The 25,905-nt window shown below is 60.8% G+C and carries 23 protein-coding genes and 1 tRNA gene; 18 read left to right on the forward strand and 6 right to left on the reverse strand.

All coding sequences use genetic code 11. The annotated features are described in order from the left end of the window. The first annotated feature begins 2 nt into the window (after positions 1-2). Entirely contained in the window at positions 3-1,226 is a 1,224-nt protein-coding gene (locus PspS35_RS27115) for a multifunctional CCA addition/repair protein (protein ID WP_159937500.1), read from the forward strand. Between the two features lie 46 nt (positions 1,227-1,272). On the opposite strand, the gene folK is transcribed toward PspS35_RS27115, so the two are convergent. Further along, positions 1,273-1,785, reverse strand: coding sequence for a 2-amino-4-hydroxy-6-hydroxymethyldihydropteridine diphosphokinase (gene folK, locus PspS35_RS27120; RefSeq protein ID WP_159937501.1), 513 nt, complete (start codon positions 1,783-1,785; stop codon positions 1,273-1,275). Beyond that, on the reverse strand, positions 1,776-2,129 hold the full coding sequence (gene folB / locus PspS35_RS27125) for a dihydroneopterin aldolase (protein ID WP_015886183.1): 354 nt from the start codon (positions 2,127-2,129) through the stop codon (positions 1,776-1,778). The genes folK and folB overlap by 10 nt, the downstream gene beginning before the upstream one ends. A gap of 72 nt (positions 2,130-2,201) precedes the next feature. Here folB and plsY point away from each other — a divergent pair, with 72 nt between their 5' ends. Next, on the forward strand, positions 2,202-2,771 hold the full coding sequence (plsY, locus tag PspS35_RS27130; RefSeq protein ID WP_159937502.1) for a glycerol-3-phosphate 1-O-acyltransferase PlsY: 570 nt from the start codon (positions 2,202-2,204) through the stop codon (positions 2,769-2,771). A gap of 33 nt (positions 2,772-2,804) precedes the next feature. On the opposite strand, the gene tsaD is transcribed toward plsY, so the two are convergent. Next, on the reverse strand, positions 2,805-3,830 hold the full coding sequence (tsaD, locus tag PspS35_RS27135; protein ID WP_159937503.1) for a tRNA (adenosine(37)-N6)-threonylcarbamoyltransferase complex transferase subunit TsaD: 1,026 nt from the start codon (positions 3,828-3,830) through the stop codon (positions 2,805-2,807). 202 nt (positions 3,831-4,032) lie between these two features. Here tsaD and rpsU point away from each other — a divergent pair, with 202 nt between their 5' ends. From rpsU to PspS35_RS27160, 5 genes are all read left to right on the forward strand, one after another. After that, positions 4,033-4,248 carry a 30S ribosomal protein S21 gene (rpsU, locus tag PspS35_RS27140; protein ID WP_002551877.1) on the forward strand — a complete coding sequence of 72 codons (216 nt, stop codon included), beginning with the start codon at positions 4,033-4,035 and terminating at the stop codon, positions 4,246-4,248. A 444-nt stretch (positions 4,249-4,692) separates the two neighbouring features. Next, positions 4,693-6,660 carry a DNA primase gene (gene dnaG / locus PspS35_RS27145; protein ID WP_159937504.1) on the forward strand — a complete coding sequence of 656 codons (1,968 nt, stop codon included), beginning with the start codon at positions 4,693-4,695 and terminating at the stop codon, positions 6,658-6,660. Positions 6,661-6,727: 67 nt separating this feature from the next. Beyond that, a complete protein-coding gene (rpoD, locus tag PspS35_RS27150) occupies positions 6,728-8,578 on the forward strand; it encodes an RNA polymerase sigma factor RpoD (RefSeq protein ID WP_159937505.1) in 1,851 nt (616 codons plus the stop codon). 134 nt (positions 8,579-8,712) lie between these two features. Continuing rightward, complete coding sequence (locus PspS35_RS27155) at positions 8,713-12,456, forward strand: EAL domain-containing protein (protein WP_159937506.1); 3,744 nt, start codon at positions 8,713-8,715, stop codon at positions 12,454-12,456. Between the two features lie 17 nt (positions 12,457-12,473). After that, positions 12,474-12,550, forward strand: a tRNA-Ile gene (locus PspS35_RS27160). Between the two features lie 115 nt (positions 12,551-12,665). On the opposite strand, the gene PspS35_RS27165 is transcribed toward PspS35_RS27160, so the two are convergent. Continuing rightward, on the reverse strand, positions 12,666-13,091 hold the full coding sequence (locus PspS35_RS27165; protein ID WP_159937507.1) for a VOC family protein: 426 nt from the start codon (positions 13,089-13,091) through the stop codon (positions 12,666-12,668). 112 nt (positions 13,092-13,203) lie between these two features. Here PspS35_RS27165 and PspS35_RS27170 point away from each other — a divergent pair, with 112 nt between their 5' ends. The 10 genes from PspS35_RS27170 to pqqE all read left to right on the forward strand — a co-directional run bounded on the left by PspS35_RS27170 (position 13,204) and on the right by pqqE (position 22,990). After that, entirely contained in the window at positions 13,204-14,073 is an 870-nt protein-coding gene (locus PspS35_RS27170) for a LysR family transcriptional regulator (RefSeq protein ID WP_159937508.1), read from the forward strand. Positions 14,074-14,109: 36 nt separating this feature from the next. Next, positions 14,110-14,556 carry an Lrp/AsnC family transcriptional regulator gene (locus PspS35_RS27175; protein WP_032883895.1) on the forward strand — a complete coding sequence of 149 codons (447 nt, stop codon included), beginning with the start codon at positions 14,110-14,112 and terminating at the stop codon, positions 14,554-14,556. 146 nt (positions 14,557-14,702) lie between these two features. Continuing rightward, on the forward strand, positions 14,703-16,394 hold the full coding sequence (locus PspS35_RS27180) for an NAD(P)/FAD-dependent oxidoreductase (protein WP_159937509.1): 1,692 nt from the start codon (positions 14,703-14,705) through the stop codon (positions 16,392-16,394). 11 nt (positions 16,395-16,405) lie between these two features. Further along, a complete protein-coding gene (locus tag PspS35_RS27185) occupies positions 16,406-17,200 on the forward strand; it encodes a carbon-nitrogen hydrolase family protein (RefSeq protein ID WP_159937510.1) in 795 nt (264 codons plus the stop codon). Positions 17,201-17,248: 48 nt separating this feature from the next. Next, positions 17,249-19,600, forward strand: a complete 2,352-nt coding sequence (pqqF, locus tag PspS35_RS27190) for a pyrroloquinoline quinone biosynthesis protein PqqF (RefSeq protein WP_159937511.1) — start codon at positions 17,249-17,251, stop codon at positions 19,598-19,600. Between the two features lie 173 nt (positions 19,601-19,773). Then, positions 19,774-19,848 (forward strand): pyrroloquinoline quinone precursor peptide PqqA, encoded by a 75-nt coding sequence (pqqA, locus tag PspS35_RS27195; RefSeq protein WP_003194766.1) that lies wholly within the window; start codon positions 19,774-19,776, stop codon positions 19,846-19,848. Between the two features lie 71 nt (positions 19,849-19,919). Next, positions 19,920-20,831: a pyrroloquinoline quinone biosynthesis protein PqqB gene (gene pqqB / locus PspS35_RS27200; RefSeq protein ID WP_159937512.1), complete on the forward strand. Its 912-nt coding sequence runs from the start codon at positions 19,920-19,922 to the stop codon at positions 20,829-20,831. Positions 20,832-20,842: 11 nt separating this feature from the next. Continuing rightward, on the forward strand, positions 20,843-21,595 hold the full coding sequence (gene pqqC / locus PspS35_RS27205; protein WP_159937513.1) for a pyrroloquinoline-quinone synthase PqqC: 753 nt from the start codon (positions 20,843-20,845) through the stop codon (positions 21,593-21,595). After that, entirely contained in the window at positions 21,592-21,867 is a 276-nt protein-coding gene (pqqD, locus tag PspS35_RS27210) for a pyrroloquinoline quinone biosynthesis peptide chaperone PqqD (RefSeq protein ID WP_159937514.1), read from the forward strand. Before pqqC ends, pqqD begins: the two co-directional genes overlap by 4 nt. Continuing rightward, the gene (gene pqqE, locus PspS35_RS27215; protein WP_174244843.1) at positions 21,839-22,990 is read left to right on the forward strand and encodes a pyrroloquinoline quinone biosynthesis protein PqqE; all 1,152 of its coding nucleotides are present in this window, start codon (positions 21,839-21,841) and stop codon (positions 22,988-22,990) included. Before pqqD ends, pqqE begins: the two co-directional genes overlap by 29 nt. 5 nt (positions 22,991-22,995) lie before the next feature. On the opposite strand, the gene PspS35_RS27220 is transcribed toward pqqE, so the two are convergent. Beyond that, positions 22,996-23,154, reverse strand: coding sequence for a YqaE/Pmp3 family membrane protein (locus tag PspS35_RS27220; protein WP_010207008.1), 159 nt, complete (start codon positions 23,152-23,154; stop codon positions 22,996-22,998). 182 nt (positions 23,155-23,336) lie between these two features. Beyond that, positions 23,337-24,602, reverse strand: coding sequence for an aminotransferase class III-fold pyridoxal phosphate-dependent enzyme (locus PspS35_RS27225; RefSeq protein WP_159937515.1), 1,266 nt, complete (start codon positions 24,600-24,602; stop codon positions 23,337-23,339). Between the two features lie 197 nt (positions 24,603-24,799). On the opposite strand from PspS35_RS27225, the gene PspS35_RS27230 reads away from it, so the two are divergent. Further along, the gene (locus PspS35_RS27230; protein WP_159937516.1) at positions 24,800-25,699 is read left to right on the forward strand and encodes a LysR family transcriptional regulator; all 900 of its coding nucleotides are present in this window, start codon (positions 24,800-24,802) and stop codon (positions 25,697-25,699) included. Positions 25,700-25,905: the final 206 nt, after the last annotated feature.

Genomic DNA, 25,905 nt, shown 5'->3' on the forward strand with positions numbered 1-25,905 from the left:
TCATGAAAATCTACAACGTCGGCGGTGCCGTGCGTGACCGCTTGCTGGGCATCAAGGTCACCGATATCGACCGCGTGGTCGTCGGCGCGACCACTGAAGAAATGCTTGCCAAGGGTTTCAAGCCAGTGGGCGCGGATTTCCCGGTGTTCCTGGACCCCAAAAACGGCGACGAGTACGCCCTGGCCCGCACTGAACGCAAGAGCGGCAGGGGTTACGGCGGCTTTGTGTTTCACGCCAGCCCCGAAGTCACGCTGGAAGAAGACCTGATTCGCCGCGACCTGACCATCAATGCGATGGCAGAAGACGATGACGGCAAGCTGACCGATCCTTATCACGGCCAGCGCGATCTGAAAGCACGCATTCTTCGCCATGTTTCCCCCGCGTTCGCCGAAGATCCACTGCGAGTTCTGCGCGTTGCACGCTTTGCCGCGCGCTATGCACACCTGGGTTTTACGGTGGCGCCGGAGACCCTCGAACTGATGCGTCAACTCAGCGATTCAGGCGAACTGGAGGCCTTGACGCCGGAGCGCAGTTGGAAAGAAATCTCCCGGGCATTGATGGAAGATCAACCCCAGGTGTTCATCCAGGTCCTGCGCGACTGCAACGCCCTGAAAACCCTGATGCCGGAAGTGGACGCGCTCTTCGGCGTGCCACAGCCCGAGGCGCACCATCCTGAGATCGACACTGGCGTGCACACCCTGAGCGTGCTGGAACAGGCCGCCCTGCACAAACAACCGCTGACCGTACGTTGGGCCTGCCTGCTGCACGACTTGGGCAAGGGCCTGACGCCTGTGGATAAGTTGCCGCAGCACATTGCCCATGAACATCGCGGCCTGAAACTGATCAAGGCAGTCAATGAACGCTTCAAAGTGCCGAGGGACTGTCAGGAATTGGCGCTGCTGGTAGGTCAATATCACACCCACGGTCATCGGGTGCTGGAGCTGAAGGCCTCGACGCTACTGGAGTTGCTGCAGAGTTTTGACGTATATCGCCGACCGCAGCGGTTTGAGGAGTTTGTGGTCGCCTGCGAAATGGATGCCCGGGGCCGCAAGGGCTTTGAGCAACGCAGTTATCCACAGGCGGATTACTTGCGCGGCGCGGCCAAGGCTGCACGCGAAGTGCCGGTGGCCCCACTGCTGGAGAAAGGCTTCAAAGGCCCGCAACTGGGCGAGGCGCTCAAGCGCGAACGGCTGGGCGCGCTGCAAGCCTACAAGGGCAAACACTGACGGGCGTGGCCATGGAGCGCGCTCCGTGGCCACAACCGCTCGATGCCTACATGTGCGGGGTGAGCTGTTGACCCCGCCACTCAAAGGCGACAGGCGCCAGCACTTGATCAATCTGCGCATCGCGCCATAAATCAGCCATCGTCTTGCCCACCTCAGGATGCACGCGATCCGGCGCCATCATCGATAGCGGCCACAGCACAAAGGCGTTTTTCAGGATCTCTGCGCGAGGCAGGATCAAACCGTCGAAATCCCCCACCAACTCGCCGTACAGCAGCACGTCGATATCCAACGGCAGGCCTTTACGGTCCGCTGCATAGCGGCCGTTTTCAGCCTCGATGGATTTCAACCGACGGTCCAACTCCGCCAACGACAGATCGGTATACGCCGACACCACCAGATTGAAGAATGGACCACTCTTGATTCCCACCGGCTGGCTTTCGAACACCGCCGAGCAGCGGACATCCGTGAGGAAAGCCGCCAGCGCATCGAGCCCGGCGCGCAAATGAGGCTCGCGCTCGATATTGCTGCCCAGGCCCAGGTAAATCTGGATTAGCGACATCCGCGCTCGATCTCCACGCCCACGCCCTTGGCGGCCGGCACGGCGCCGGGCTTGGTCAGCTTGAGGTGCAGCCAGGGAATCTGGAACTCGCTCATCAGCACTTCGGCCAGGCGCTCGGCGAAGGTCTCCACCAATTGGTACTGGGACTGTTCGGCAAAGGCCTGGATGCGCGCGGACACGCTGGCGTAATCCAGCGCCAGGGTCAGGTCGTCACCGGCCGCAGCCGGGCGGTTATCCCAAGCGAAGCTCAGGTCCAGGCGCAGGCATTGCCGAATCCCGCGCTCCCAGTCGTAGGCCCCAATCACGGTGTCGACTTCCAGGCCTTCGATAAACACTCTGTCCAAGCTCTTCTCCGCTGCACGACAAGGGCGCGATGCCCCGTTAGAATCAGGGCGTCCTCGCCCGGAATAGTTAGCATGTTTTGGTCACTGGCGCTTCTCGCCTACCTGCTCGGCTCGCTGTCCTTCGCCATTTTGCTCAGCCGCCTGACGGGAAATCCCGATCCGCGAATGAGTGGCTCCGGCAATGCCGGCGCCACCAATATGCTGCGCCTGGCCGGCAAGAAGCTCGCCGTGCTGACGCTGCTCGGCGATGTGTGCAAGGGCTTGCTGCCCGTGCTGATCGCCAACCTCGCCGGCCTTACCCTGCAACAACAGGCCTGGGTGGGCGTGTGCGCCGTCCTCGGCCATCTGTTTCCGCTGTACTTCCGCTTTCGCGGTGGCAAAGGTGTCGCCACGGCGGCCGGCATGCTGCTGGGGGTCTACCCGCCGGCAGCGTTGCTGGCCGTGCTCGCCTGGCTGCTGACGTTCTACCTGACCCGCACCAGCTCGTTGGCCGCCTTGATTGCCACGCCGCTCACCCTGCCGCTGCTGGCCTGGCAGGAACCGGCGGCACTGTTGCCGATGAGCGTGCTGACGCTACTGATCGTCTGGCGTCACCGCGGCAATCTACGCGACCTGTTTGCCGGGCGCGAACGGCATTTTTAAATATCGCCCAGGCGCCCGGCTCAGTTGGCGCCCTTACAGCGGCGGCAACTGCTCCATCGGCCAGCGTGCCTGCACGCTGATCGCCAGGCTTTCATGCTGCCCGGCCTGCAAACGCTGACAGCCAGCGTAAGCGATCATCGCGCCATTATCCGTGCAGAACTCTGGGCGCGCGTAGAACACATCACCCTTCATGTCGCCGAGCATTTTTTCCAATGAGGCGCGCAAGGCCTTGTTGGCGCTGACGCCACCGGCAATCACCAGACGCTTCATGCCCGCCTGTTTCAGTGCACGCTTGCACTTGATGGTCAAAGTCTCCACCACGGCCTGCTGGAACGCCAGCGCGATGTCGCAACGAGCTTGCTCACCGTCGTCCCCGGCGCTGACGCTGTGCTGCCAGGTATTGAGCGCCGAGGTTTTCAAGCCGCTGAAGCTGAACATCAAACCGGGGCGATCGCACATCGGACGCGGGAATGTGTAGCGCCCGGCAACGCCTTTTTCAGCGAGACGGGCGATTTCCGGCCCGCCTGGATAATTGAGGCCCATCATCTTCGCGGTCTTGTCGAACGCTTCGCCGGCGGCGTCATCCAGCGACTCGCCCAAAAGCGTGTATTGCCCGATTGCGTCGACCTGAACCAGCTGCGTATGCCCACCCGAAACCAACAAAGCGACGAACGGGAACTGCGGCGGGTTTTCTTCCAGCATCGGCGCCAGTAAATGGCCTTCCATGTGGTGCACACCGAGGGCCGCAATACCCCAGGCAAACGCCAGCGCCTGGGCGCAAGAAGCCCCAACCAGAAGGGCTCCAACCAATCCGGGGCCGGCGGTGTAAGCGATCGCATCGATCTCGGTTGGCACGCAGCCGGCCTCGTCCAGCACCTGGCGGATCAACGGCAGCATGCGCTTGACGTGATCACGGCTGGCCAGCTCCGGCACCACGCCACCATAGGCACGATGCAGGTCGATCTGACTGAACAATGCATCGGCCAAAAGCCCGCGTTCACTGTCGTAAAGTGCGACACCGGTTTCGTCGCAGGAGGTTTCAAGTCCCAGTACTAGCATGGGTTTGCGCCTTGTAGAGGCTAAATTCGAAGGCGCGCATAATAGTCGCCAGTCCCCCTCCCGACTAGCGGTTTTCGATCAGAGGCTTTGCATTCCGGTCAATGAGGGGTTAACATCCGCAACCCTTAAAAACCGACGACCTCAGCCGCGAATTTTTTGCGACGAGAACGTTGATCCCGGTAATGAAAGAAGGTAGCTCTGGATGCCAGCCGTCAAAGTTAAAGAGAACGAACCCTTCGACGTAGCTCTGCGTCGTTTCAAGCGCTCCTGCGAAAAAGCCGGTGTACTGGCTGAAGTTCGTAGCCGCGAATTTTACGAGAAGCCAACTTCTGAGCGTAAGCGCAAAGCAGCAGCCGCTGTTAAGCGTCACGCCAAGAAAGTTCAGCGCGAACAGCGCCGCGCCGTTCGTCTGTACTAATACACAGACGTTCGTAGCAAGCTTCTGCCAAGCCCGGCCCTCAGCCGGGCTAATGGCATTTGCGGATATCGCTTGATGCTTCATCGTCGACGCCGCACACGCGACCGAGACAACTGCTTCACACGTCAGGACTGGCTTTCTGCCAGCGGTGCACGTCTCTTCTGACGAGCCTAACAAGGCTACTGACGAGCACACCTATTCTTCAAGCAGACGACCAACTGTGTCGGCTGTGCCCATCGATGGGTCTCCGAGGCCGCCCACAGGCCGAAACCGGACACCCGGGCAACTTTTATTTGCCGAGCCCTGATAGAAGCTAACGTCAGTAAATGTTCGGCAGATACACTTCCAGACAGCCCAAACCAACGATTGATGGCCGAGCCATTCGATACGCACGTTTGAGCTTTTTACGGGCCCTCAATTACACGCAGTGATGACGAGAACGCCATGGCCGGGCTAATTCCCCAGAGCTTTATTGACGACCTTCTGAACCGCACCGACATCGTCGACGTTGTCAGCTCACGCCTGCAATTGAAGAAAGCCGGCAAGAACTACACGGCCTGCTGCCCGTTCCACAAAGAAAAAACCCCGTCGTTCAGCGTCAGCCCCGACAAGCAGTTCTATTACTGCTTCGGCTGCGGCGCGGGCGGCAATGCCCTCGGCTTCCTGATGGACCACGACAACCTGGACTTCCCCCAGGCTATCGAGGACCTGGCGAAAGCCGCCGGCATGGAAGTCCCTCGCGAAGAAAGTGGCCGCCCGCACAAACCCCGGCAACCTACCGATTCGCCGCTGTACCCGCTGCTCACCGCCGCCGCCGACTTCTACCGCCAGGCCCTCAAGAGCCATCCGCAGCGCAAGGCCGCCGTGGACTACCTCAAGGGCCGTGGCCTTACCGGCGAAATCGCTCGCGACTTCGGCCTCGGCTTCGCGCCGCCCGGCTGGGACAACCTGTACAAGCACCTGAGCAGCGATACACTGCAGCAAAAAGCCATGATCGACGCCGGCCTCTTGGTGGAAAACGCCGAGACCGGCAAGCGCTACGACCGCTTCCGCGACCGCGTGATGTTCCCGATCCGCGACAGCCGTGGCCGTATCATCGCGTTCGGTGGCCGAGTGCTGGGTGACGACAAGCCCAAGTACCTGAACTCCCCGGAAACCCCGGTGTTTCACAAGGGCCAGGAGCTCTACGGCCTGTTCGAAGCGCGCAAGAACAACCGCAACCTCGACGAAATCATCGTGGTTGAAGGCTATATGGACGTCATCGCTCTCGCCCAGCAGGGCCTGCGCAACGCCGTGGCCACCCTCGGCACCGCCACCAGCGAAGAACACTTGAAACGCCTGTTTCGCGTAGTGCCCAGCGTTTTGTTCTGTTTCGACGGCGACCAGGCCGGCCGCAACGCCGCCTGGCGCGCACTCGAAGCCACGCTGTCGAGCCTGCAGGACGGGCGTCGGGCACGCTTCCTGTTCCTGCCCGAAGGCGAAGACCCGGACACCCTGGTGCGCTCCGAAGGCACAGATGCATTCCGCGCTCGCATCAATCAACACGCGCAGCCGCTGGCGGATTATTTCTTCCAGCAACTGACCGAAGAGGCCGACCCGCGCTCCCTCGAAGGCAAGGCCCATATGGCCACCCTCGCTGCGCCGCTGATCGACAAGGTGCCCGGCGCAAACCTGCGCACCCTGATGCGCCAGCGCCTGTTGGAAATTACCGGCTTGAGTGGCGAAGCCGTCAGCCAGCTGGTGCACAGCGCACCGCAGGATGCGCCGCCCGCGTACGACCCAGGCATGGATTACGACGCAATGCCGGACTATTCCGACTTCCAACCGCAGGACGCATACGCGCCCCAGCAGGAATGGACGCCGAAGAAACCCGGTGCCGGCGGCAAGAAATGGGACAAGAAACCCTGGAGCAAGAACGGTAAGCGCGGCGATCGCGATGAGGCCTATGCGCCACGCACGCCGGTCGCCGTAGAAGCGCCCACCTTGATTGCCCTGCGTACGCTCATTCACCACCCGCAACTGGCGGGCAAGGTCGAAAGCGCCGATCACTTTGCCAACGCGAGCAATACCTACGCTCAGGTGCTGATCGCACTGATCGAAGCCGTGCAGAAAAATCCTAAGCTAAACTCAATTCAGCTCATGGCACGCTGGCACGGCACCGAACAGGGACGCTTGCTGAAAGCGCTGGCGGAAAAGGAGTGGCTAATTGACGGCGATAACCTTGAACAACAGTTTTTAGACACCATTACTAGGTTATCCGCGGGCCAGCACACGCAGACCCTCGATGAACTCATCAAGAGAGCACGACAGCCGGGATTAACGGCTGAAGAGCAAATTCAGATAGCAAAACAGATGCGCGACCTCTTAAAACAGAATGTTTCCGCATCAAACCCGACCTCAGCTGGCGTGTGAGGTCATAGCTCGGGTATAATCCTCGGCTTGTTTTTTGCCCGCCAAGACCTTCAGTGGATAGGGTGTTATGTCCGGAAAAGCGCAACAGCAGTCTCGTATCAAAGAGTTGATCACCCTTGGTCGTGAGCAGAAGTATCTGACTTACGCAGAGGTCAACGACCACCTGCCTGAGGATATTTCAGATCCTGAGCAGGTGGAAGACATCATCCGCATGATTAATGACATGGGGATCCCCGTACACGAGAGTGCTCCGGATGCGGACGCCCTTATGTTGGCCGACGCCGATACCGACGAGGCAGCCGCTGAAGAAGCCGCTGCCGCGTTGGCCGCGGTGGAGACCGACATCGGTCGCACGACTGACCCTGTGCGCATGTATATGCGTGAAATGGGTACCGTCGAGTTGCTGACACGCGAAGGCGAGATCGAAATCGCCAAGCGTATCGAAGAGGGCATCCGTGAAGTGATGGGCGCAATCGCGCACTTCCCTGGCACGGTTGACCACATTCTCTCCGAGTACACTCGCGTCACCACCGAAGGTGGCCGCCTGTCCGACGTCCTGAGCGGTTATATCGACCCGGACGACGGCATTGCGCCACCTGCTGCCGAAGTGCCGCCGCCTGTCGATGCGAAAGCCGCCAAAGCGGACGACGACTCCGAAGACGACGAGGCTGAAGCCAGCACCGACGACGAAGAAGAAGTCGAAAGCGGTCCAGACCCGATCATCGCTGCCCAGCGTTTCGGTGCGGTTTCCGATCAAATGGAAATCACCCGTAAGGCCCTGAAAAAGCACGGTCGCTCCAACAAGCTGGCAATTGCCGAGCTGCTGGCGCTGGCTGAGCTGTTCATGCCGATCAAGCTGGTACCGAAGCAATTCGAAGGCCTGGTTGAACGCGTTCGTAGCGCCCTTGAGCGCCTGCGTGCACAAGAGCGTGCGATCATGCAGCTCTGTGTCCGTGATGCGCGCATGCCGCGTACCGACTTCCTGCGCCAGTTCCCGGGCAACGAAGTTGACGAAAGCTGGAGCGATGCCCTGGCCAAAGGCAAGGCGAAGTACGCTGAAGCCATTGGTCGCCTGCAGCCGGATATCATCCGTTGCCAGCAGAAGCTGACTGCACTTGAGACCGAAACCGGTCTGACGATTGCCGAGATCAAGGACATCAACCGTCGCATGTCGATCGGTGAGGCCAAGGCCCGCCGCGCGAAGAAAGAGATGGTAGAAGCGAACTTGCGTCTGGTGATCTCCATCGCCAAGAAGTACACCAACCGTGGCCTGCAATTCCTCGACCTGATCCAGGAAGGCAACATCGGCTTGATGAAGGCTGTGGACAAGTTCGAATACCGTCGCGGCTACAAGTTCTCGACTTATGCCACCTGGTGGATCCGTCAGGCGATCACTCGCTCGATTGCCGACCAGGCCCGCACCATCCGTATTCCGGTGCACATGATCGAGACCATCAACAAGCTCAACCGTATTTCCCGGCAGATGTTGCAGGAAATGGGTCGCGAACCGACCCCGGAAGAGCTGGGCGAACGCATGGAAATGCCTGAGGATAAAATCCGCAAGGTATTGAAGATCGCTAAAGAGCCGATCTCCATGGAAACCCCGATCGGTGATGACGAAGACTCCCACCTGGGTGACTTCATCGAAGACTCGACCATGCAGTCGCCAATCGATGTCGCCACCGTTGAGAGCCTTAAAGAAGCGACTCGCGACGTACTGTCCGGCCTCACTGCCCGTGAAGCCAAGGTACTGCGCATGCGTTTCGGCATCGACATGAATACCGACCACACCCTTGAGGAAGTCGGTAAGCAGTTTGACGTGACCCGCGAGCGGATCCGTCAGATCGAAGCCAAGGCGTTGCGCAAGTTGCGCCACCCGACGCGAAGCGAGCATCTGCGCTCCTTCCTCGACGAGTGATACCAGAACCCCCGGCCCAGGCCGGGGGTTTTGCTTTGCGCAGATTGTTTTCTAGAGATTCACCGCCCCGCGACACCCCTCCCCGAAATGCCCGTCTACACTCGACACATTCCCCGTGCCATAACGAGACCGTTATGCCCAGATTGCCGACCGTGATACTGCTGTCGCTGCTGACCTGGACCGCAACGGCTGGCGCGTTGACTCTGACCGATGATGAGCGTAGCTGGCTGGCGGACCATCAGGAGCTGCGCCTTGGGGTGGACGCTTCATGGCCACCCTTTGAATACCGTGATGAAAATGGCCGCTACCAAGGTTTGTCGGCAGATTATGTACGCCTGATCCAGGATCGCCTGGGCGTCAGGATCAAGCTGATCGAGCCGCCGAGCTGGGGCGCCGTCCTGGAAATGGCGCGCAGTAATCAGCTGGACCTTATCGCCAGCATCATGTCGACCCCGGAACGCCAAACCTACCTGGCCTTCACACGGCCCTACATCGACTTCCCGATGGTCATCCTTGCCCACGAAGGCGGAGCACGGCCGCGCAATCTCAAGGATCTGTACGGGCTGAAGGTTGCCGTGGTGGAAAATTACGCGCCCCACGAGTTGTTGCGCACCCACCATCCCGACCTCAATCTGGTGGCCTTGCCCAACGTGAGATCCACGCTGCAGGCGCTGGCAACCGGTGAAGTGGACGCCGTGGTCAGCGACCTGGCGTCCAGTGTCTGGAGCCTGCGCGAGCTGAAGCTCGATGGCTTGTACGTCAGTGGCGAAACGCCCTACCGCTATCAATTGGCGATGGGAGTACCGCGGGGCGACAAGATGCTGGTGGGCATTCTGGACAAAGTCCTGGCCGACCTCAGCCCGACCGAAATCAACACTATTGAGCAACACTGGGTAGGCAGCGTCACCGATAACCGTACCTTCTGGAACGACCTGTTGATGTACGGCCTGCCTGCCGTGCTGCTACTGAGCACCGTATTGGCCGTGGTGATTCGGATCAATCGCCGGCTAAGTTCGGAAATTTCCCGCCGCGTCGCCCTCGAACAGGAGCTACGCAGCAGCGAGTACCACTATCGTGGCCTGGTGGAGAGCTTGTCCGCCATCGCCTGGGAAGCCAGCGTCACCGACTTCACCTACAGCTATGTATCGCCGCATGCTGAGGATTTGCTCGGCTACCCACGCGCCCATTGGCTGATTCCGGGCTTCTGGCGCAACATCATTCACCCCGCCGACCTGATCCGTGCCGAGGCCTACTGCTACCGCGAAACCCGCGCCAACCGCGACCACAGCATTGATTACCGGGTAATCACTGCCGACGGCCGTTGCCTGTGGGTTCGCGACATCGTCAGCCTGATCGAACATGGTCATGAGCCCGTACTGCGCGGGTTAATGATTGATATCAGCGAGGCCAAGCGCACCGAAGAGGCGCTGCAACTCTCCGAACAAAAATTTGCCTCGGTGTTCCAGCAATGCCCGGACATCTTGGTGATCGCGCGACTGTCCGACGGTTGCCTGCTGGAGGTCAACAAGGCGTTCGAGGACCAGATCGGCCTGAGCGCCGAAGCCGTGATCGGCAAAGCCGCGACTGCGCTGAATATCTGGGGCATCGAGGGCGCTGGCCCCGACCTGCTGCAACGGATGCAGACCACCAGCATTCGCAACCTGGAAATGCCCTTCCGGCGCAACAACGGCCAAGCTTTTACCGGACTGATCTCTGCCGAGCCTTTCCAACTCGATACAGTCGAAGCCATCGTCGTAGTGGTGCGCGATGTCACCCAACTCAAAGAAACCCAGCAACTGTTGCAAACCTCCGAAGAGAAGTTCGCCAAAGCCTTCCATGCTTCGCCCGACGGCTTGCTGCTCAGCCGCCAACGCGATGGCCTGCTGATCGAGGTCAACGAAGGTTTCAGCCACCTGACCGGCTACACCAGCGCCACCTCCCTGGACCAATCAAGCCTGGACCTGGGTATCTGGGTTGACCTCAATGAACGCAAACACATGCTGGAGCTGATGCATCGGGACGGGTTTGTCCGTGACTTCCTCTGCCATATCCGCCGTGCCGACGGCCAGATACGGCTTTGCGAGCTGTCCAGCCGCCCACTGCCGATCGGTGACGATGACTGCATGCTCACCATCGCCCGCGACATCACTGAACGCCAACTGATGCAGGAAAAACTGCAGCAGGCCGCCACGGTGTTCGAGAGCACCGCCGAAGGCGTGTTGATCACCGACACCCAGCAGAACATCAGCGCCGTCAACCGCGCCTTCAGTGAGATCACCGGCTACAGCGAAGCCGAAGCCCTCGGCCACACCCCGCGCCTGCTCGCCTCCGGCCTGCATGACAGCGCGTTCTATGCAGCCATGTGGCACCAGTTGACGGCCCAAGGCCATTGGCAGGGCGAGATTTCCAACCGCCGCAAGAACGGCGAGCTGTACCCCAGCTGGCTGACCATCAGCGCCGTACGCAACCGCGAGCAATCGATCACGCACTTCGTTGCCGTGTTTGCCGACATCTCCAGCCTCAAGCTGGCCCAGGCGCGCCTCGACTATCAGGCCCACCACGACCCGCTGACCGGCCTGCCCAACCGCACCTTGTTTGAAAGCCGGTTGCAGGCCGCCCTCAATGGCCATCAGGAAACGGGCAAACAAGGCGCCGTGCTGTTCCTCGACCTGGACCGGTTCAAACACATCAACGACAGCCTCGGCCACCCGGTCGGCGATCTGCTGCTCAAGGACATCGCCGTACGCCTCAAGGACCAACTGCGAGACATCGACACCGTTGCACGCCTGGGCGGCGATGAATTCATCATCCTGCTGCCCGGCCTGCAACACGAAAGCGACGCCGCGCACCTGGCCAATAAACTGCTGGCCTGCTTTACCCCGCCATTCCAGGCCGGCGAGCATGAGTTTTTCATCAGCGCCAGCATCGGCACCAGCCTCTACCCACAAGACGGTACCGACGTCGCCACCCTGGTCAAAAACGCCGACGCCGCGATGTACCGCTCCAAGGCCAAAGGCCGCAACCGCGTCGAAAGCTACACCCGTGACCTGACCGCACAAGCCAACGAGCGTGTAGCGCTGGAACACGAACTGCGGCGCGCCATCGAACGTGATGAGTTGAGCCTGTATTACCAGCCAAAACTGAGCCTGGCCACCCAAGAACTGATCGGCGCCGAAGCCCTGATCCGCTGGCACCACCCGACCTTTGGCGACGTGCCGCCCGAACACTTCATTGCCCTGGCCGAAGAGAACGGCATGATCCTGCAGATTGGCGACTGGGTGCTCGAACAGGCCTGCCGACAACTGCACGCCTGGCAATGCGCCTTCGAAGATTTCGGCTCACTGTCGGTCAACCTCGCAGGGGCGCAACTGCGTCACCCCGGCCTGCTGAATCGCATCGAACAGCTACTGCGCGACTACCGCCTCGACCCTGGTTGCCTGCAACTGGAGATCACCGAAAACTTCATCATGAGCCAAGCCGAAGAAGCACTGGAGGTGCTGCATCAACTCAAACGCCTGGGTGTCCAACTGGCAATCGACGATTTCGGCACTGGCTACTCGTCCCTCAGCTACCTCAAGCGCCTGCCGCTGGACTTCCTGAAGATCGACCAGTCCTTCGTACGCGGCCTGCCTGACGACCCCCACGACGCCGCCATCGTGCGGGCCATTATCGCCCTGGGCCACAGCATGCAATTCACCATCATCGCCGAAGGCGTGGAGACCCCCGCCCAGCAAGCCTTCCTGGCTGCCGAAGGCTGTGAACAGATGCAAGGCTACATTGTCAGCCTGCCACTGCCACCGGCGCTTTTTGCCGCTACCTTCCTTCGTATAAGCCTTGAGGATTTTTCGGATAGCACACTGAAGAAACCATCGTTATAATCCGCGACCTGTTACAAGGGCCTATAGCTCAGTTGGTCAGAGCAGAGGACTCATAATCCTTTGGTCCACGGTTCAAGTCCGTGTGGGCCCACCAACTTCAAAGCCGCGCATTGCGCGGCTTTTTCGTTTTTGGCTGGTCCACCACAGATACAGTCCTATGGTCCAAGGGTCCAAGGGTCCAATTTGGGTACAGTGCTGGTTCGCCAGCCTCACTTCGCAAACAACTGCCCAATATCCCTGAACGCCTTGAACTCCAGCGCATTCCCACAAGGGTCAAACAGGAACAACGTCGCCTGCTCCCCCACCTGCCCTTTGAACCGAATATGCGGCTCCAACACAAACCTGGTTTGCCGCGCCTGCAAGCGCTCCGCCAGTGCGTGCCAATCTTCCCAGCTCAATATCACCCCAAAGTGCGGCACCGGTACGTCGTGGCCGTCGACGGCGTTGGTGCGGGCGGCTTCCTGGGATGCTGTTTTAGGGTGTTCGTGAATCACCAGTTGGTGGCCGAAGAAGTTGAAGTCGACCCAGTGTTCACTGGAACGGCCTTCCTCCAGGCCGAAGACGTCACCGTAGAAGTGCCGCGCAGCCGCGAGGTCGAATACCGGGATAGCCAGGTGGAAAGGTGCAAGTGTCATCAGGTCAAACCTCTAGGGGCGTTAAGTGCTTGGAGTTTAGCCTTGCCCCTGGCGATGAAAAGACGATATTTTCTGCGTCGAGCTCAAATAATTTCGATGAATCGAGACGGCCATGCTGCGTGAATTGAAGACCTTTATCGCCGTCACCCGCCATGGCACATTCGCGGCGGCGGGCATGCATGTCGGGCTGACACAGTCGGCGGTGAGTGCGCAAATCCGTCAGTTGGAGCAGGCGCTGGGCGTGCAGTTGTTCGACCGCACCGGGCGTCAGGCCACGCTGAATGCGGCCGGTTTGCGCGCGCTGCCATTGGCCAGGGAAATCCTCGAGACGTTCAACCGCATGGCGGTGCCGGTGGATGCCAATGAATACCGGGGCGAGCTGAAGGTCGGCGCCATCACCACCGCACAAACCGGTTTGCTGCCCCAGGCGCTGGTACGGTTGCGGCAGGCCGCGCCGACGGTCGAGTGCAAGTTGGTCCCTGGTGTGTCCCTGGAGCTGCTGAGCCAAGTAGATGCAGGCGAGTTGGACTCGGCGATCATCATTCGCCCACCTTTCGAGCTGCCCAAGGAGTTGCACGTGCAGGTGCTGCGCAAAGAACCGTTCGCGCTGATAGTGCCGCACACCATTGCCGGCGATGATCCTTTGCACTTGCTCAGCACCCAGCCCCACGTGCGCTATGACCGCGCCTCGTTTGGCGGGCGATTGGTGAGCCGGTTTCTGCGCGAGCAGAAGCTGGATGTACAGGTCGCGCTGGAACTGGATGAGCTGGAAGCCATCGTCAAGATGGTGGAATGTGGCCTGGGTGTGTCGTTGATTCCTCAGGCAGGCCTGTGGCTGGAGCGCTCGCCGCTGGTAAGAATAATCCCGCTGGGAGGCCTGACTTTTTACCGCGAGATCATCCTGCTGAGCCGCTACAGCCAACGGCACCTACCGGTGCCACAACTGTTTATGCGCTGCCTGTTGGCCGATGCAAGCCTGTAACATGCACGCCCACTGCCGCCCATCCCGGAGCCTCCCTTGCCTGTCCTAGATGAAATCGATCGCCAACTGATCGCCGCCTTGCAGATCAATGCCCGCGAAAGTGTGGCCATGCTTGCGCGGCAGTTGGGCATCGCACGTACTACGGTGACGTCGCGCCTGGCGCGCCTGGAGAAAACCCAGGTCATCACCGGTTACGGCGTGCGCCTGGGTCAACGGGTGGCGGACGGCGGTTTGCAGGCCTACGTGGGCATCACCGTGCAGCCGCGCTCAGGCAAGGAAGTGCTGCGCAGGCTCAGTGCAATGGCCCAAGTGCAGCAGTTGTGCGCGGTGAGCGGCGAGTTCGACTACGTGGCCTGGCTGCGAACGGACTCGCCGGAGCAGCTCGATCAGTTGCTGGATCAGATCGGCAGTGTCGATGGCGTCGAGAAAACCACCACGTCGATCATCCTCAGCAACAAATTGGACCGCGGCCAACCAATCTGATCAGTCACCTCGTCACTTCGACTGAAAACAATCCATTTCGACGACACTTTGCGTCTTATTAACGAACGCAACGCTCCCTAAACTGGCTGCCATCTTTTCCTATACTCAGCGGGTCGTGTCCCGCCGGGTATCCAGCAAGGTCAGCCATGAATACGTACAACAAAAACAATCGCCACCCTGGCGACGGTAAAAAACCCATCACCATTTTCGGCCCGGATTTTCCGTTCGCCTTTGATGACTGGATCGAACACCCTGCCGGCCTGGGCAGCATTCCCGCCGCCAACCATGGCACCGAAGTGGCCATCGTCGGTGCAGGCATCGCCGGGTTGGTTGCCGCCTATGAGTTGATGAAGCTGGGCCTCAAGCCTGTGGTGTACGAAGCGTCCAAGATGGGCGGCCGTCTGCGCTCCCAGGCCTTCGAGGGCGCCGAAGGCATCATCGCCGAACTGGGCGGCATGCGTTTCCCGGTGTCGTCCACCGCCTTCTACCACTACGTGGACAAGCTGGGCCTGGACACCAAACCCTTCCCCAACCCGCTGACGCCAGCCTCCGGCAGCACGGTGATCGACCTCGAAGGCCAAACCCACTACGCCCAAAAACTGGCCGACTTGCCTGCGCTGTTCCAGGAAGTGGCCGACGCCTGGGCCGACGCCCTGGAAGCCGGCTCGCAGTTCGGTGATATCCAGCAAGCCATCCGCGACCGCGACGTGCCGCGGCTCAAAGCGCTGTGGAACAAGCTGGTCCCGCTGTGGGACGACCGCACCTTCTACGACTTCGTCGCCACCTCCAAAGCCTTCGCAAAACTGTCGTTCCATCACAGAGAAGTGTTTGGCCAGGTCGGTTTCGGCACCGGCGGCTGGGACTCGGATTTCCCCAACTCAATGCTGGAAATCTTCCGCGTGGTGATGACCAACTGCGACGACCACCAACATCTGGTGGTCGGCGGCGTGGCACAAGTGCCCATGGGCATCTGGCGTCACATACCGGAGCGCTGCGCCCACTGGCCCGCCGGCACCAGCCTTAGCTCGTTGCACAGCGGTGCGCCACGAGCCGGGGTCAAGCGCATTGCCCACGCGGCTGACGGCCGTTTCGCGGTGACCGACAACTATGGCGACACCCGCGAATACGCCGCCGTGCTGACCACCTGCCAAAGCTGGCTGCTCACCACCCAGATCGAGTGCGACGAAACCCTGTTCTCGCAAAAAATGTGGATGGCCCTGGACCGCACGCGCTACATGCAATCGTCAAAAACCTTCGTGATGGTCGACCGCCCGTTCTGGAAGGACAAAGACCCAGAAACCGGCCGCGACCTGATGAGCATGACCCTCACCGATCGCCTGACCCGTGGCACCTACCTGTTCGACAACGGCGACGACAAGCCTGGCGTGATCTGCCTGTCGTACTCATGGATGAGCGATGCGCTGAAAATGCTCCCGCAGCCCATCGACAAACGGGTGAAACTGGCCCTCGACGCCCTGAAGAAGATCTACCCGAAAGTCGACCTCAAGGCGCGCATCATCGGCGACCCGATCACTGTCTCGTGGGAGGCTGACCCGCACTTCCTCGGGGCCTTCAAAGGTGCGCTGCCCGGCCACTATCGTTACAACCAGCGGATGTACGCACACTTTATGCAGAAGGACATGCCCGCCGAACAACGTGGGATTTTCATCGCCGGCGACGACGTTTCCTGGACACCCGCCTGGGTAGAAGGCGCCGTACAAACCTCGCTGAACGCGGTGTGGGGCATCATGACCCACTTCGGCGGCGGCACCCACGCCGAGAACCCAGGGCCAGGTGACGTGTTCGATGAAATCGGACCGATCGCCCTGGCCGAATAAGGAGGTACACCATGCGTGTCGCCCTGTACCAATGCCCGCCGCTGCCCTTGGACGTAGCGGGCAACCTCAAGCGCCTGCGCCAGGTTGCACACGAAGCGGCCGGCGCCGATGTGCTGGTGCTGCCAGAGATGTTCCTCACCGGTTACAACATCGGTGCCGAAGCCGTTGGTGCGTTGGCCGAAGCTCAGGATGGGGAGTCGGCACAAGCCATTGCCGACATCGCGCAAAGCGCCGGGTTGGCCATTCTGTACGGCTACCCGGAACGCGCCGACGACGGGCAGATCTACAACGCTGTGCAGCTGATCGCCGCCCACGGCCAGCGTCTGTGCAACTACCGCAAGACCCATCTGTTTGGGGATCTGGATCACTCGATGTTCAATGCCGGCGACGATGACTTCCCGTTGGTGGAGTTGAACGGTTGGAAACTGGGGTTCCTGATCTGCTACGACCTGGAGTTCCCTGAAAACACCCGGCGCCTGGCCTTGGCCGGGGCCGAGCTGATCCTGGTACCCACCGCCAACATGGTACCGTTCGATTTTGTCGCCGACGTCACCGTGCGGGCGCGCGCCTTTGAAAACCAGTGCTACGTGGCCTATGCCAACTATTGCGGGCACGAAGGCGAGATTCAGTACTGCGGGCAAAGCAGCATCGCCGCACCGGACGGCCAGCGAATCGCCCAGGCCGGGCTGGATGAAGCGCTGATTGTCGGCCCCCTGGACCGCCAATCGATCATCGACGCCCGCGCTGCCAATCACTACCTGCAAGACCGTCGCCCCGAGCTTTACGGCGCGCTGCACAAGCCCTGATCCAATGGGTTTGTTAGCATAGGCACTTGCCCCGTTCTGGAAGTGCCCATGCCTGCCCCGGCCCACCCTTATCCTGTTCATTTGACCTTGGCCAATGGCCTGCGGGTTTCCTTGCGCCATGCGCCGCGCCTGAAGCGTTGCGCCGCAGCGTTAAGGGTGGCTGCCGGTAGCCATGACGTGCCGTTGGCCTGGCCTGGGCTGGCGCATTTCCTTGAGCATTTGTTATTTCTTGGCACCGAGCGTTTTCCCACGGGCGAAGGGCTGATGGCCTACGTACAACGCCACGGTGGCCAGGTGAATGCCAGCACCCGCGAACGCACCACGGACTTCTTCTTTGAACTGCCGGTTTCGACCTTCGCGCCGGGGCTGGAGCGGCTGGCAGACATGCTGACCCATCCGCGCCTGACGTTGGACGATCAAGTACGCGAGCGCGAAGTGCTGCACGCAGAGTTTGTCGCCTGGTCCCAGGACGCCAAGGCCCAACAGCAGGTGGCGTTGCTCGAAGGTTTGGCGGCAGATCACCCGCTACGCGGCTTTCACGCGGGCAACCGCGACAGCCTGCCAGTGGAGCGTGAGGCGTTTCAGCACGCCTTGCGGGAATTCTGCGCGCAGTTCTATCAGAGCGGGCAGATGACCTTGAGTCTCGCCGGCCCGCAGTCACTGCAAGAACTGGAAACCCTGGCGCAGCAATTCAGTGCGCAACTGACCTCTGGCCCGCAGCATCCACAGGCTGCGCCACCGGCCTTGATGCAAGGCGCGGCACGGCGTTATCAGCACACCGAAGACGGCCACCTGCACCACGTCATCACCTGTGACGCGCCCCGCGCAGCCCTGGATTTCCTCTGCACCTGGCTCAACGCCGCGGCGCCGGGCGGGCTGCTCTGCGAGTTGAAAGCACAACGACTGGCCAGTGCACTGCATGCCTCGGTGCTGTATCACTTCGCCGGACAAGCCGTGCTGGATATCGACTTCACACTCGGTACCGCAGACAAACCGGCGACCCAGATTGAGGCGCTCCTGCACGACTGGCTGAGCTTTTTCTCACGCAGCGACTGGACGCCGCTGCGCGAAGAGTTCGCGCTGCTGAACGCTCGCCAACAACAGATCCAGGGCGCCCTGGCATTGGCCCGAAACGACAGCGAAGAGCTGTGTGAACAAGACATCGCCGCGCTCAAGGCGCTGCTTGAATCATTGCAACTACCGCCCACCGAACACCGTTGGCAACTTCCCCCGAACAACCCGTTCCTGCGCCCACCGCTCAAGGACGAGCGCGCCGGCCTGATTCGCGGCCAAACCAGCGCCCACCGGGGGCTGCGCACCTTTGCCCAAGACCGCTCGCGAGGTCGTCGGGAAATATCGGCGCTGACATTCAGCCAGGCCTTGGCAAATGATGGCGACGAAGGCGCGCTGTACCTGCAATGGCGGTTCGACTCGCCCGTTGCTGCCGGGCTGGAAAGCACCTTGCAGGCATTGCGTGAGCATTCACGTCAGGCGGGCGTTGAATTGTCCTTTGAAACCTGCGGCAATGACTGGCTGCTGAAGATGACCGGACTGCACGAGCCTATGCCAGCCGTGCTGGAGGCCTTGGCGCACAGCCTGAATCTGCCGCAAGAAGCTGTCATCGCCCCCCCCATGATCCCAATCCGAGCGCTGCTCAAGGCGCTGCCCTCGTGCTGCGCCACCGGCAATGTCGATACCCGCGAGCAGCCTGCATCCTGGGCCACCGCACGCTGGCATGGCCTGGGCCTGGGTTTGCCCGCCGCGACCGAAGCGTTGATCAAGGCCGCCGCCGCCCGCCTGCCGGGGCAACCTGCCCACCGCGAACCACCGCTGCAAACCCTCAGCGGGAAACGCGTGTGGCAGGCGATAAACACCGCTTCCCCTGAAGCCGCCTTGCTGCTGTTTTGCCCGACACCGAGCCCATCCCTGGCCGATGAAGCATCGTGGCGACTGCTTGGACACCTGCTCCAAGGAGCGTTCTACCAACGCCTACGAGTCGAGTTGCAATTGGGCTACGCAGTGTTCAGCGGTGTCCGACAGATCAACGGGCAAACCGGCCTGTTGTTTGGTGTGCAATCTCCCAGCGCATCCCTGGAAGGCCTCGTTGAGCACCTGAAAACCTTCCTGGCCCAACTGCCGGCATTGATCGCCGGCTGCGAAGACTTGGGCAACCTTGCCCTGGCCCAACAGTTTTCGTCACAAACGTTGCCGGTCGCACCCGCCGCCGAACTGCTATGGCACGCGCATCTGGCCAGCCATCCATCGGGTTATCTCACGCATCTTCAGCCACTGATCCAAAGCCGTAGCCGTGAAGATGTGTTGCTCGCCGCCCAACAATTGAACGCTCGCCAAGGTGGCTGGCTTTATGTGGCCAACGGCCCGCAGACCTCGAACGCCTGAAAGCCAGAAGGTGATCATTGCCAACCCTGCAACAGGCTTTTTCCATCGAGACAGCGCTAACTTGATCAGAATTGCGTAACATTCCTACGCACACATCTGAACATCTCCGACTGGAGGTGGACTATATGTATTACTTGGTAGTAAACGTCCCATCCCTTCGTAGGAGTAAGAATATGACCTGGTCCAAACCTGCTTACACTGATCTGCGCATCGGTTTCGAAGTCACCATGTACTTCGCCAGCCGTTAATTCGCTGGGTACTCCAACGCCTCGGTTCGCCCGGGGCGTTTTTGTTTTGAGCTTTGCGTGATGGAGCAATCATGTTTGTCCAGATTCTAGGTTCCGCCGCCGGCGGTGGTTTCCCGCAGTGGAACTGCAACTGCGTGAACTGCGCGGGTTTTCGTGACGGCAGCCTGCGGGCCCAGGCGCGTACCCAGTCGTCCATTGCGATCTCCGACGATGGCGTGAATTGGGTACTGTGCAATGCCTCACCGGATATTCGCGCGCAACTGCAAAGCTTTGCGCCCATGCAACCCGGCCGCGCCCTGCGCGATACCGGCATCAGCGCGATCATCCTGATGGACAGCCAGATCGACCACACCACCGGCCTCTTGAGCCTGCGCGAAGGCTGCCCGCACCAAGTGTGGTGCACCGACATGGTTCATGAAGACCTGAGCACCGGCTTCCCGCTGTTCACCATGCTCACCCACTGGAACGGCGGCCTGGCCTGGAACCGCATCGAGCTGGACGCCAGCTTCAGCATCCCGGCCTGCCCGAATTTGCGTTTCACCCCGCTGCCCCTGCGCAGCGCCGCGCCGCCCTACTCGCCGCACCGCTTCGACCCGCACCCCGGCGACAACATCGGCCTGATCGTCGAAGACCTGCGCACCGGCGGCAAACTGTTCTACGCCCCCGGCCTGGGCAAGGTCGACGCGCCGTTGCTGGAGATCATGGCCGGCAGCGACTGCCTGCTGGTGGACGGCACCATGTGGGATGACGACGAAATGCAGCGCCGTGGCGTGGGCACCCGCACCGGCCGCGAGATGGGCCACCTGGCGCAGAACGGCCCCGGCGGCATGCTCGAAGTGCTGGAACAGTTGCCCAAGCAGCGCAAGGTGCTTATCCACATCAACAACACCAACCCGATCCTCGATGAAGACTCCCCCGAGCGAGCGGAACTGGTGCGGCGCAATGTCGAAGTGGCTTACGACGGCATGAGCATTGAATTGTAGGAGCAGGCGAAATGACTGACACAGCGTTGACCACCACCGAATTCGAAGCCGCCCTACGTGCCAAGGGCGCCTTCTACCATATTCACCACCCGTATCACGTGGCGATGTATGAAGGCCGTGCCAGCCGCGAGCAAATCCAGGGCTGGGTCGCCAACCGTTTCTACTACCAGGTGAATATTCCCCTGAAGGACGCGGCGATCCTGGCCAACTGCCCGGACCGCGAGATTCGTCGCGAGTGGATCCAGCGCCTGCTCGACCACGATGGCGCGCCGGGCGAAGACGGCGGCATCGAAGCCTGGCTGCGCCTGGGCCAGGCGGTCGGCCTCGACCCGGACCAACTGCGTTCCCAGGAGCTGGTGCTGCCCGGCGTACGGTTTGCGGTGGATGCCTACGTCAACTTCGCCCGTCGCGCCAGTTGGCAAGAGGCCGCCAGCAGCTCGCTGACCGAGCTGTTCGCACCGCAGATCCACCAATCGCGCCTCGACAGCTGGCCGCAGCATTACCCGTGGATCGACCCGGCTGGCTACGAATATTTCCGTACCCGCCTGGGCCAGGCCCGCCGCGATGTGGAGCACGGCCTGGCGATCACGCTGCAGCACTACACCACCCGTGAAGGTCAGGAGCGCATGCTGGAAATTCTGCAGTTCAAACTCGACATCCTGTGGAGCATGCTGGACGCCATGAGCATGGCCTACGAACTCAAACGCCCGCCGTATCACAGCGTGACCGAGCAGCGGGTCTGGCATAAAGGGATCACCCTATGAGCTTTGATCGCAGCAGAACACCCATCTGGCGCCCGGGCTATCGCTACCAGTACGAGCCTGCGCAAAAAGGCCATGTGCTGCTCTACCCCGAAGGCATGATCAAGCTCAACGACAGCGCCGCGCTGATCGGCGGTTTGATCGACGGTGAGCGTGACGTGGCGGCCATCATTGCCGAGCTGGATAAACAATTCCCCGGCGTACCTGAGCTGGGTGAAGACATCGAGCAATTCATGGAGGTCGCCCGTGCTGAGCACTGGATCACCCTTGCCTGAAAAGCCGGCTATCGGTTTGCCGTTGTGGCTGTTGGCCGAGCTGACCTACCGCTGCCCGTTGCAGTGCCCGTATTGCTCCAACCCGCTGGACTTTGCCGAGCAGGGCAAGGAGCTGAGTACCGAGCAGTGGATCAAGGTGTTTCGCGAAGCCCGCGAGATGGGCGCCGCGCAGCTAGGGTTTTCCGGCGGTGAACCGCTGGTGCGCCAGGACTTGGCGGAATTGATCGCCGAGGCGCGCAAACTGGGGTTCTACACCAACCTGATCACCTCCGGCATCGGCCTGACCGAACAGAAGATCAGCGACTTCAAGAAGGCCGGTCTGGACCACATCCAGATCAGCTTCCAGGCCAGCGACGAACAGGTGAACAACCTGCTGGCCGGCTCGAAAAAAGCCTTCGCGCAAAAACTGGAAATGGCCCGCGCGGTGAAGGCGCACGGCTACCCGATGGTGCTGAACTTCGTCACTCATCGGCACAATATCGACAAGATCGACCGCATCATCGAGCTGTGCATCGCGCTGGAGGCGGACTTCGTCGAGCTCGCCACCTGCCAGTTCTACGGCTGGGCGCAGCTCAATCGTGTGGGGTTGCTGCCGACCAAGGAACAGCTGGTACGCGCCGAACGCATCACCAACGAATACCGCGCCAAGCTCGAAGCCGAAGGGCACCCGTGCAAGCTGATATTCGTTACGCCGGATTACTATGAGGAACGCCCCAAAGCCTGCATGAACGGCTGGGGCAGCATCTTTCTGACCGTCACGCCAGACGGCACCGCCCTGCCCTGCCACGGCGCCCGACAGATGCCAGTGCAGTTTCCCAACGTGCGCGACCACAGCATGCAGCACATCTGGTACGACTCGTTCGGCTTCAACCGCTTTCGCGGCTACGACTGGATGCCCGAGCCGTGCAAGTCATGTGATGAAAAAGAAAAGGACTTCGGCGGCTGCCGTTGCCAGGCCTTCATGCTCACGGGAGATGCGAGCAACGCCGACCCGGTGTGCAGCAAGTCCGAGCAGCACGGCATCATCCTCAACGCGCGGGAAGAAGCCGAACACGCCACCCAGACCATCGAGCAACTGGCCTTTCGCAATGAGCGCAATTCACGGCTCATTGCCAAAGGCTAAGGGCCTCAACGCTTGGCGATGATGTACACCGCGTGGATGATGCCAGGGAAGTAACCGCACAAGGTCAGCAGGATATTCAGCCAGAACGCGCCGGCGAAACCTACTTGCAGGAACACACCCAGTGGCGGCAGCAGAATGGCGATGATGATACGAATGATGTCCATGGGTCAGCTCCAAAAAATCGGCTCGTGTGAGCCGTGTAGCTAATCGACCTTGGCGTGTCTTGAGGGTTCAGTAGAATCTGGCATTGCGCCATCCTGTATCGAGCACGCAAAAAAACGCCCCCAGCCAAAAGAGTCAGGCTGGAGGCGCCGCGTATACCGCGAGACGGTTCAGGAAAATGGGGTTAAACGGCGATGCCCTTGCGGCATTGCAGTTGTGCGGTGCGCACGCGGGAGAAGGCGCGGGCCAGGCGTAGGAGCATTTCGTCGATATTGCTGTTGCTCACCGTCAGTGCTGGGGTGAAGCGCAGGCAGTCAGGTTGTGGGGCGTTGAGGATCAGGCCTTCTTGCAGCGCGGCGTTTACCACGGCATCGGCAGAATCATCCGACAACGTCAGGCCCCACATCAGGCCCTGGCCGCGCAGTTGGCCGTGGTCGTAGCGATACGCCAGGCGTGCAAGGCCTTCGCCAAGGTAAAGGCCGCACTCACGCACATGCTCAAGAAAACCATGTTCCAGCACCGTGTCGAGTACCGCCGCACCGGCTGACGCCATCAACGCATTGCCGTGGTGGGTGCCCTCCAGTTCGCCCACCTCGAAACAACACGCTTTACCGCGCGCCAGCAGCGCTGCCAAGGGCACGCCACCGCCCAGGCCTTTGCCGAGGGTGATGATGTCAGCGCGTACGCTGTACTGTTGTTCGGCCAGCAACGTGCCGCAGCGACCGAGACCGGTCTGCACTTCGTCGAGGATCAGCAGGATCCCCAGTTCACGGCACAGGCGCTCGACGCCCTTGAGGTAGTGCTCGGTCGCAGGGGTGACGCTGGCGCCCTGGATCGGTTCGAGCATGATGGCAACGGTTTGTGCATCGACAGCGGCGTGCAGGGCCGGCAGGTCGTTGAACGGCACATGGCTGAAGCCGGGCAATTGCGGTTCAAAACGGTTTTCCAACGTTGCGGACGACGCCGCCAGCGCCGCGAAACTGCGGCCATGGCAACCGTTGCTGGCGCTGATGATGCGGTACGCGCCGCCGCGATGCAGCTGGCCCCATTTGCGCGCAAGCTTGATCGCCGCTTCGCAAGCTTCCGCACCGCTGTTGAGCAGGTAGGCCTGGTCGCTGCCGGTGCGGTGGCACAAGCGGTCGACGAGGTTGAGTTGGGCGCGGTTATGCAGGCCCATGCCGGGATTGATCAGCGCTTGGGTCTGGTCATTCAAGGCGTTGATCAATACCTGCGGGCTGTGGCCGAGGCTGTTGGCGCCATTGCCCTGGCTGAAGTCCAGGTAAGCACGGTCGTCGCTGTCCCACAGCCAGGAACCCTGGCCACGTACGAAGACTTGCGGCGGCCGCGCCACAGTGGGCATCAAGGATTCACTCGAAGGATCAGCGTGCTGCGCATCCAGGACCAAATCGTCCAGGCTCGGCGCGGGGCGGCGGATAGAGAACAGGTTCACAGATCACCCCCGCTGACAACCTGCATGGAGGTGAACACGGCCTGTGTATTTTTTGACTTGCCTATGTAAACGCCATCAACATAAACGCTGTTCATTGCCCGATCTGGCCCTGTAAGCCCTGCGAATAGGCGCTAGACTAGGCGCCTGCGGGGCCAACGGCCATTTCGATTTTCCAGCTTTTTCGATAAGAAAGACTTATGGATTTCAAGCAACTGCGTTATTTCGTCGCTGTGTATGAAGAGGGCCATGTAGGCCGTGCTGCGGAGCGGCTTTCGATCTCCCAACCGGCCTTGTCGCAGCAGATCCGCCAACTGGAGCAGAACCTCGATGTCAGCCTGTTCGAGCGCAGCAGCAAGCGCCTGCTGCCCACCCTCGCCGCCCACACGCTGTACAACCATGCGCTGCCGTTGATCGACGGTATGCAGCAAGCCGTCGAGGCATTGCGCAACTTCAAGGGCCAGGCCTTGCGCACCTTGGCCATCGGCGTGCTGCAGACCGTACACACCAGCCTGGTGCCGCAGATGCTTGAGCGCGTGCGCAAGGCTCAGCCGCACCTGGTGGTGCAGATCTACGAATTGACCGGGCTGGAGATTGAACGGCGGCTGCTCAACGGCTCGCTGGACATCGGCATCAGTTACCTGCCGCCACGTCAGCCGGGATTACACGGCGTGCTGCTGTATGAAGATGAACTGAAGGTGGTCATCCCGGATGATCATCCCCTGCGCGAATTCAAGAAAGTCTCGTTGAAACAGGCGGCCGAGTTGCCGATGTTGCTGCTGGGGGAAGAGTTTCAAATCCGGCAGATCTGGCAAGGCCAGCTCGCCAACCTGGGGCGACGGCCGCAAGTGCAGGCAGAGCTCAATACCATGGTGGGGATTCTCGACAGCCTGCCACACACCCAACTGGCAACCGTACTGCCGGGCCGCTCCCAGGACGAACACAACAGCCAGATGCTGCTATGGAAGCCACTGAGTGAACCGCGGGTGCCGCTGAAAGTAGGCTTGGTGTGCCGTGATGTGCAGCGTCAGCAGGCCACGATGGCGTTGCTGCGTACCTTGCTGGAAGACGTGATGAATGCCCCGCAGGCACCAGCCTGACTTTTTCGCAGGCAAAAGAAAACCCCGCCGAAGCGGGGCTTTGCAGACTGTTTCCCTGACATCCATTTCACTCCGCCGTCCTGGCAGAATCCTACGTGTCCGTGTTGTTGCTTTGCGCTTCCTGCGCGACGTCCATGTGAAGTAGATTATCCGTGGATCCAATTTGGCGATAGAGGACGAATAGCAGCACGTCATGTAAGAGAATG

Origin of the sequence: Pseudomonas sp. S35 (assembly GCF_009866765.1) — a bacterium.
Taxonomy (GTDB): Bacteria; Pseudomonadota; Gammaproteobacteria; order Pseudomonadales; family Pseudomonadaceae; genus Aquipseudomonas.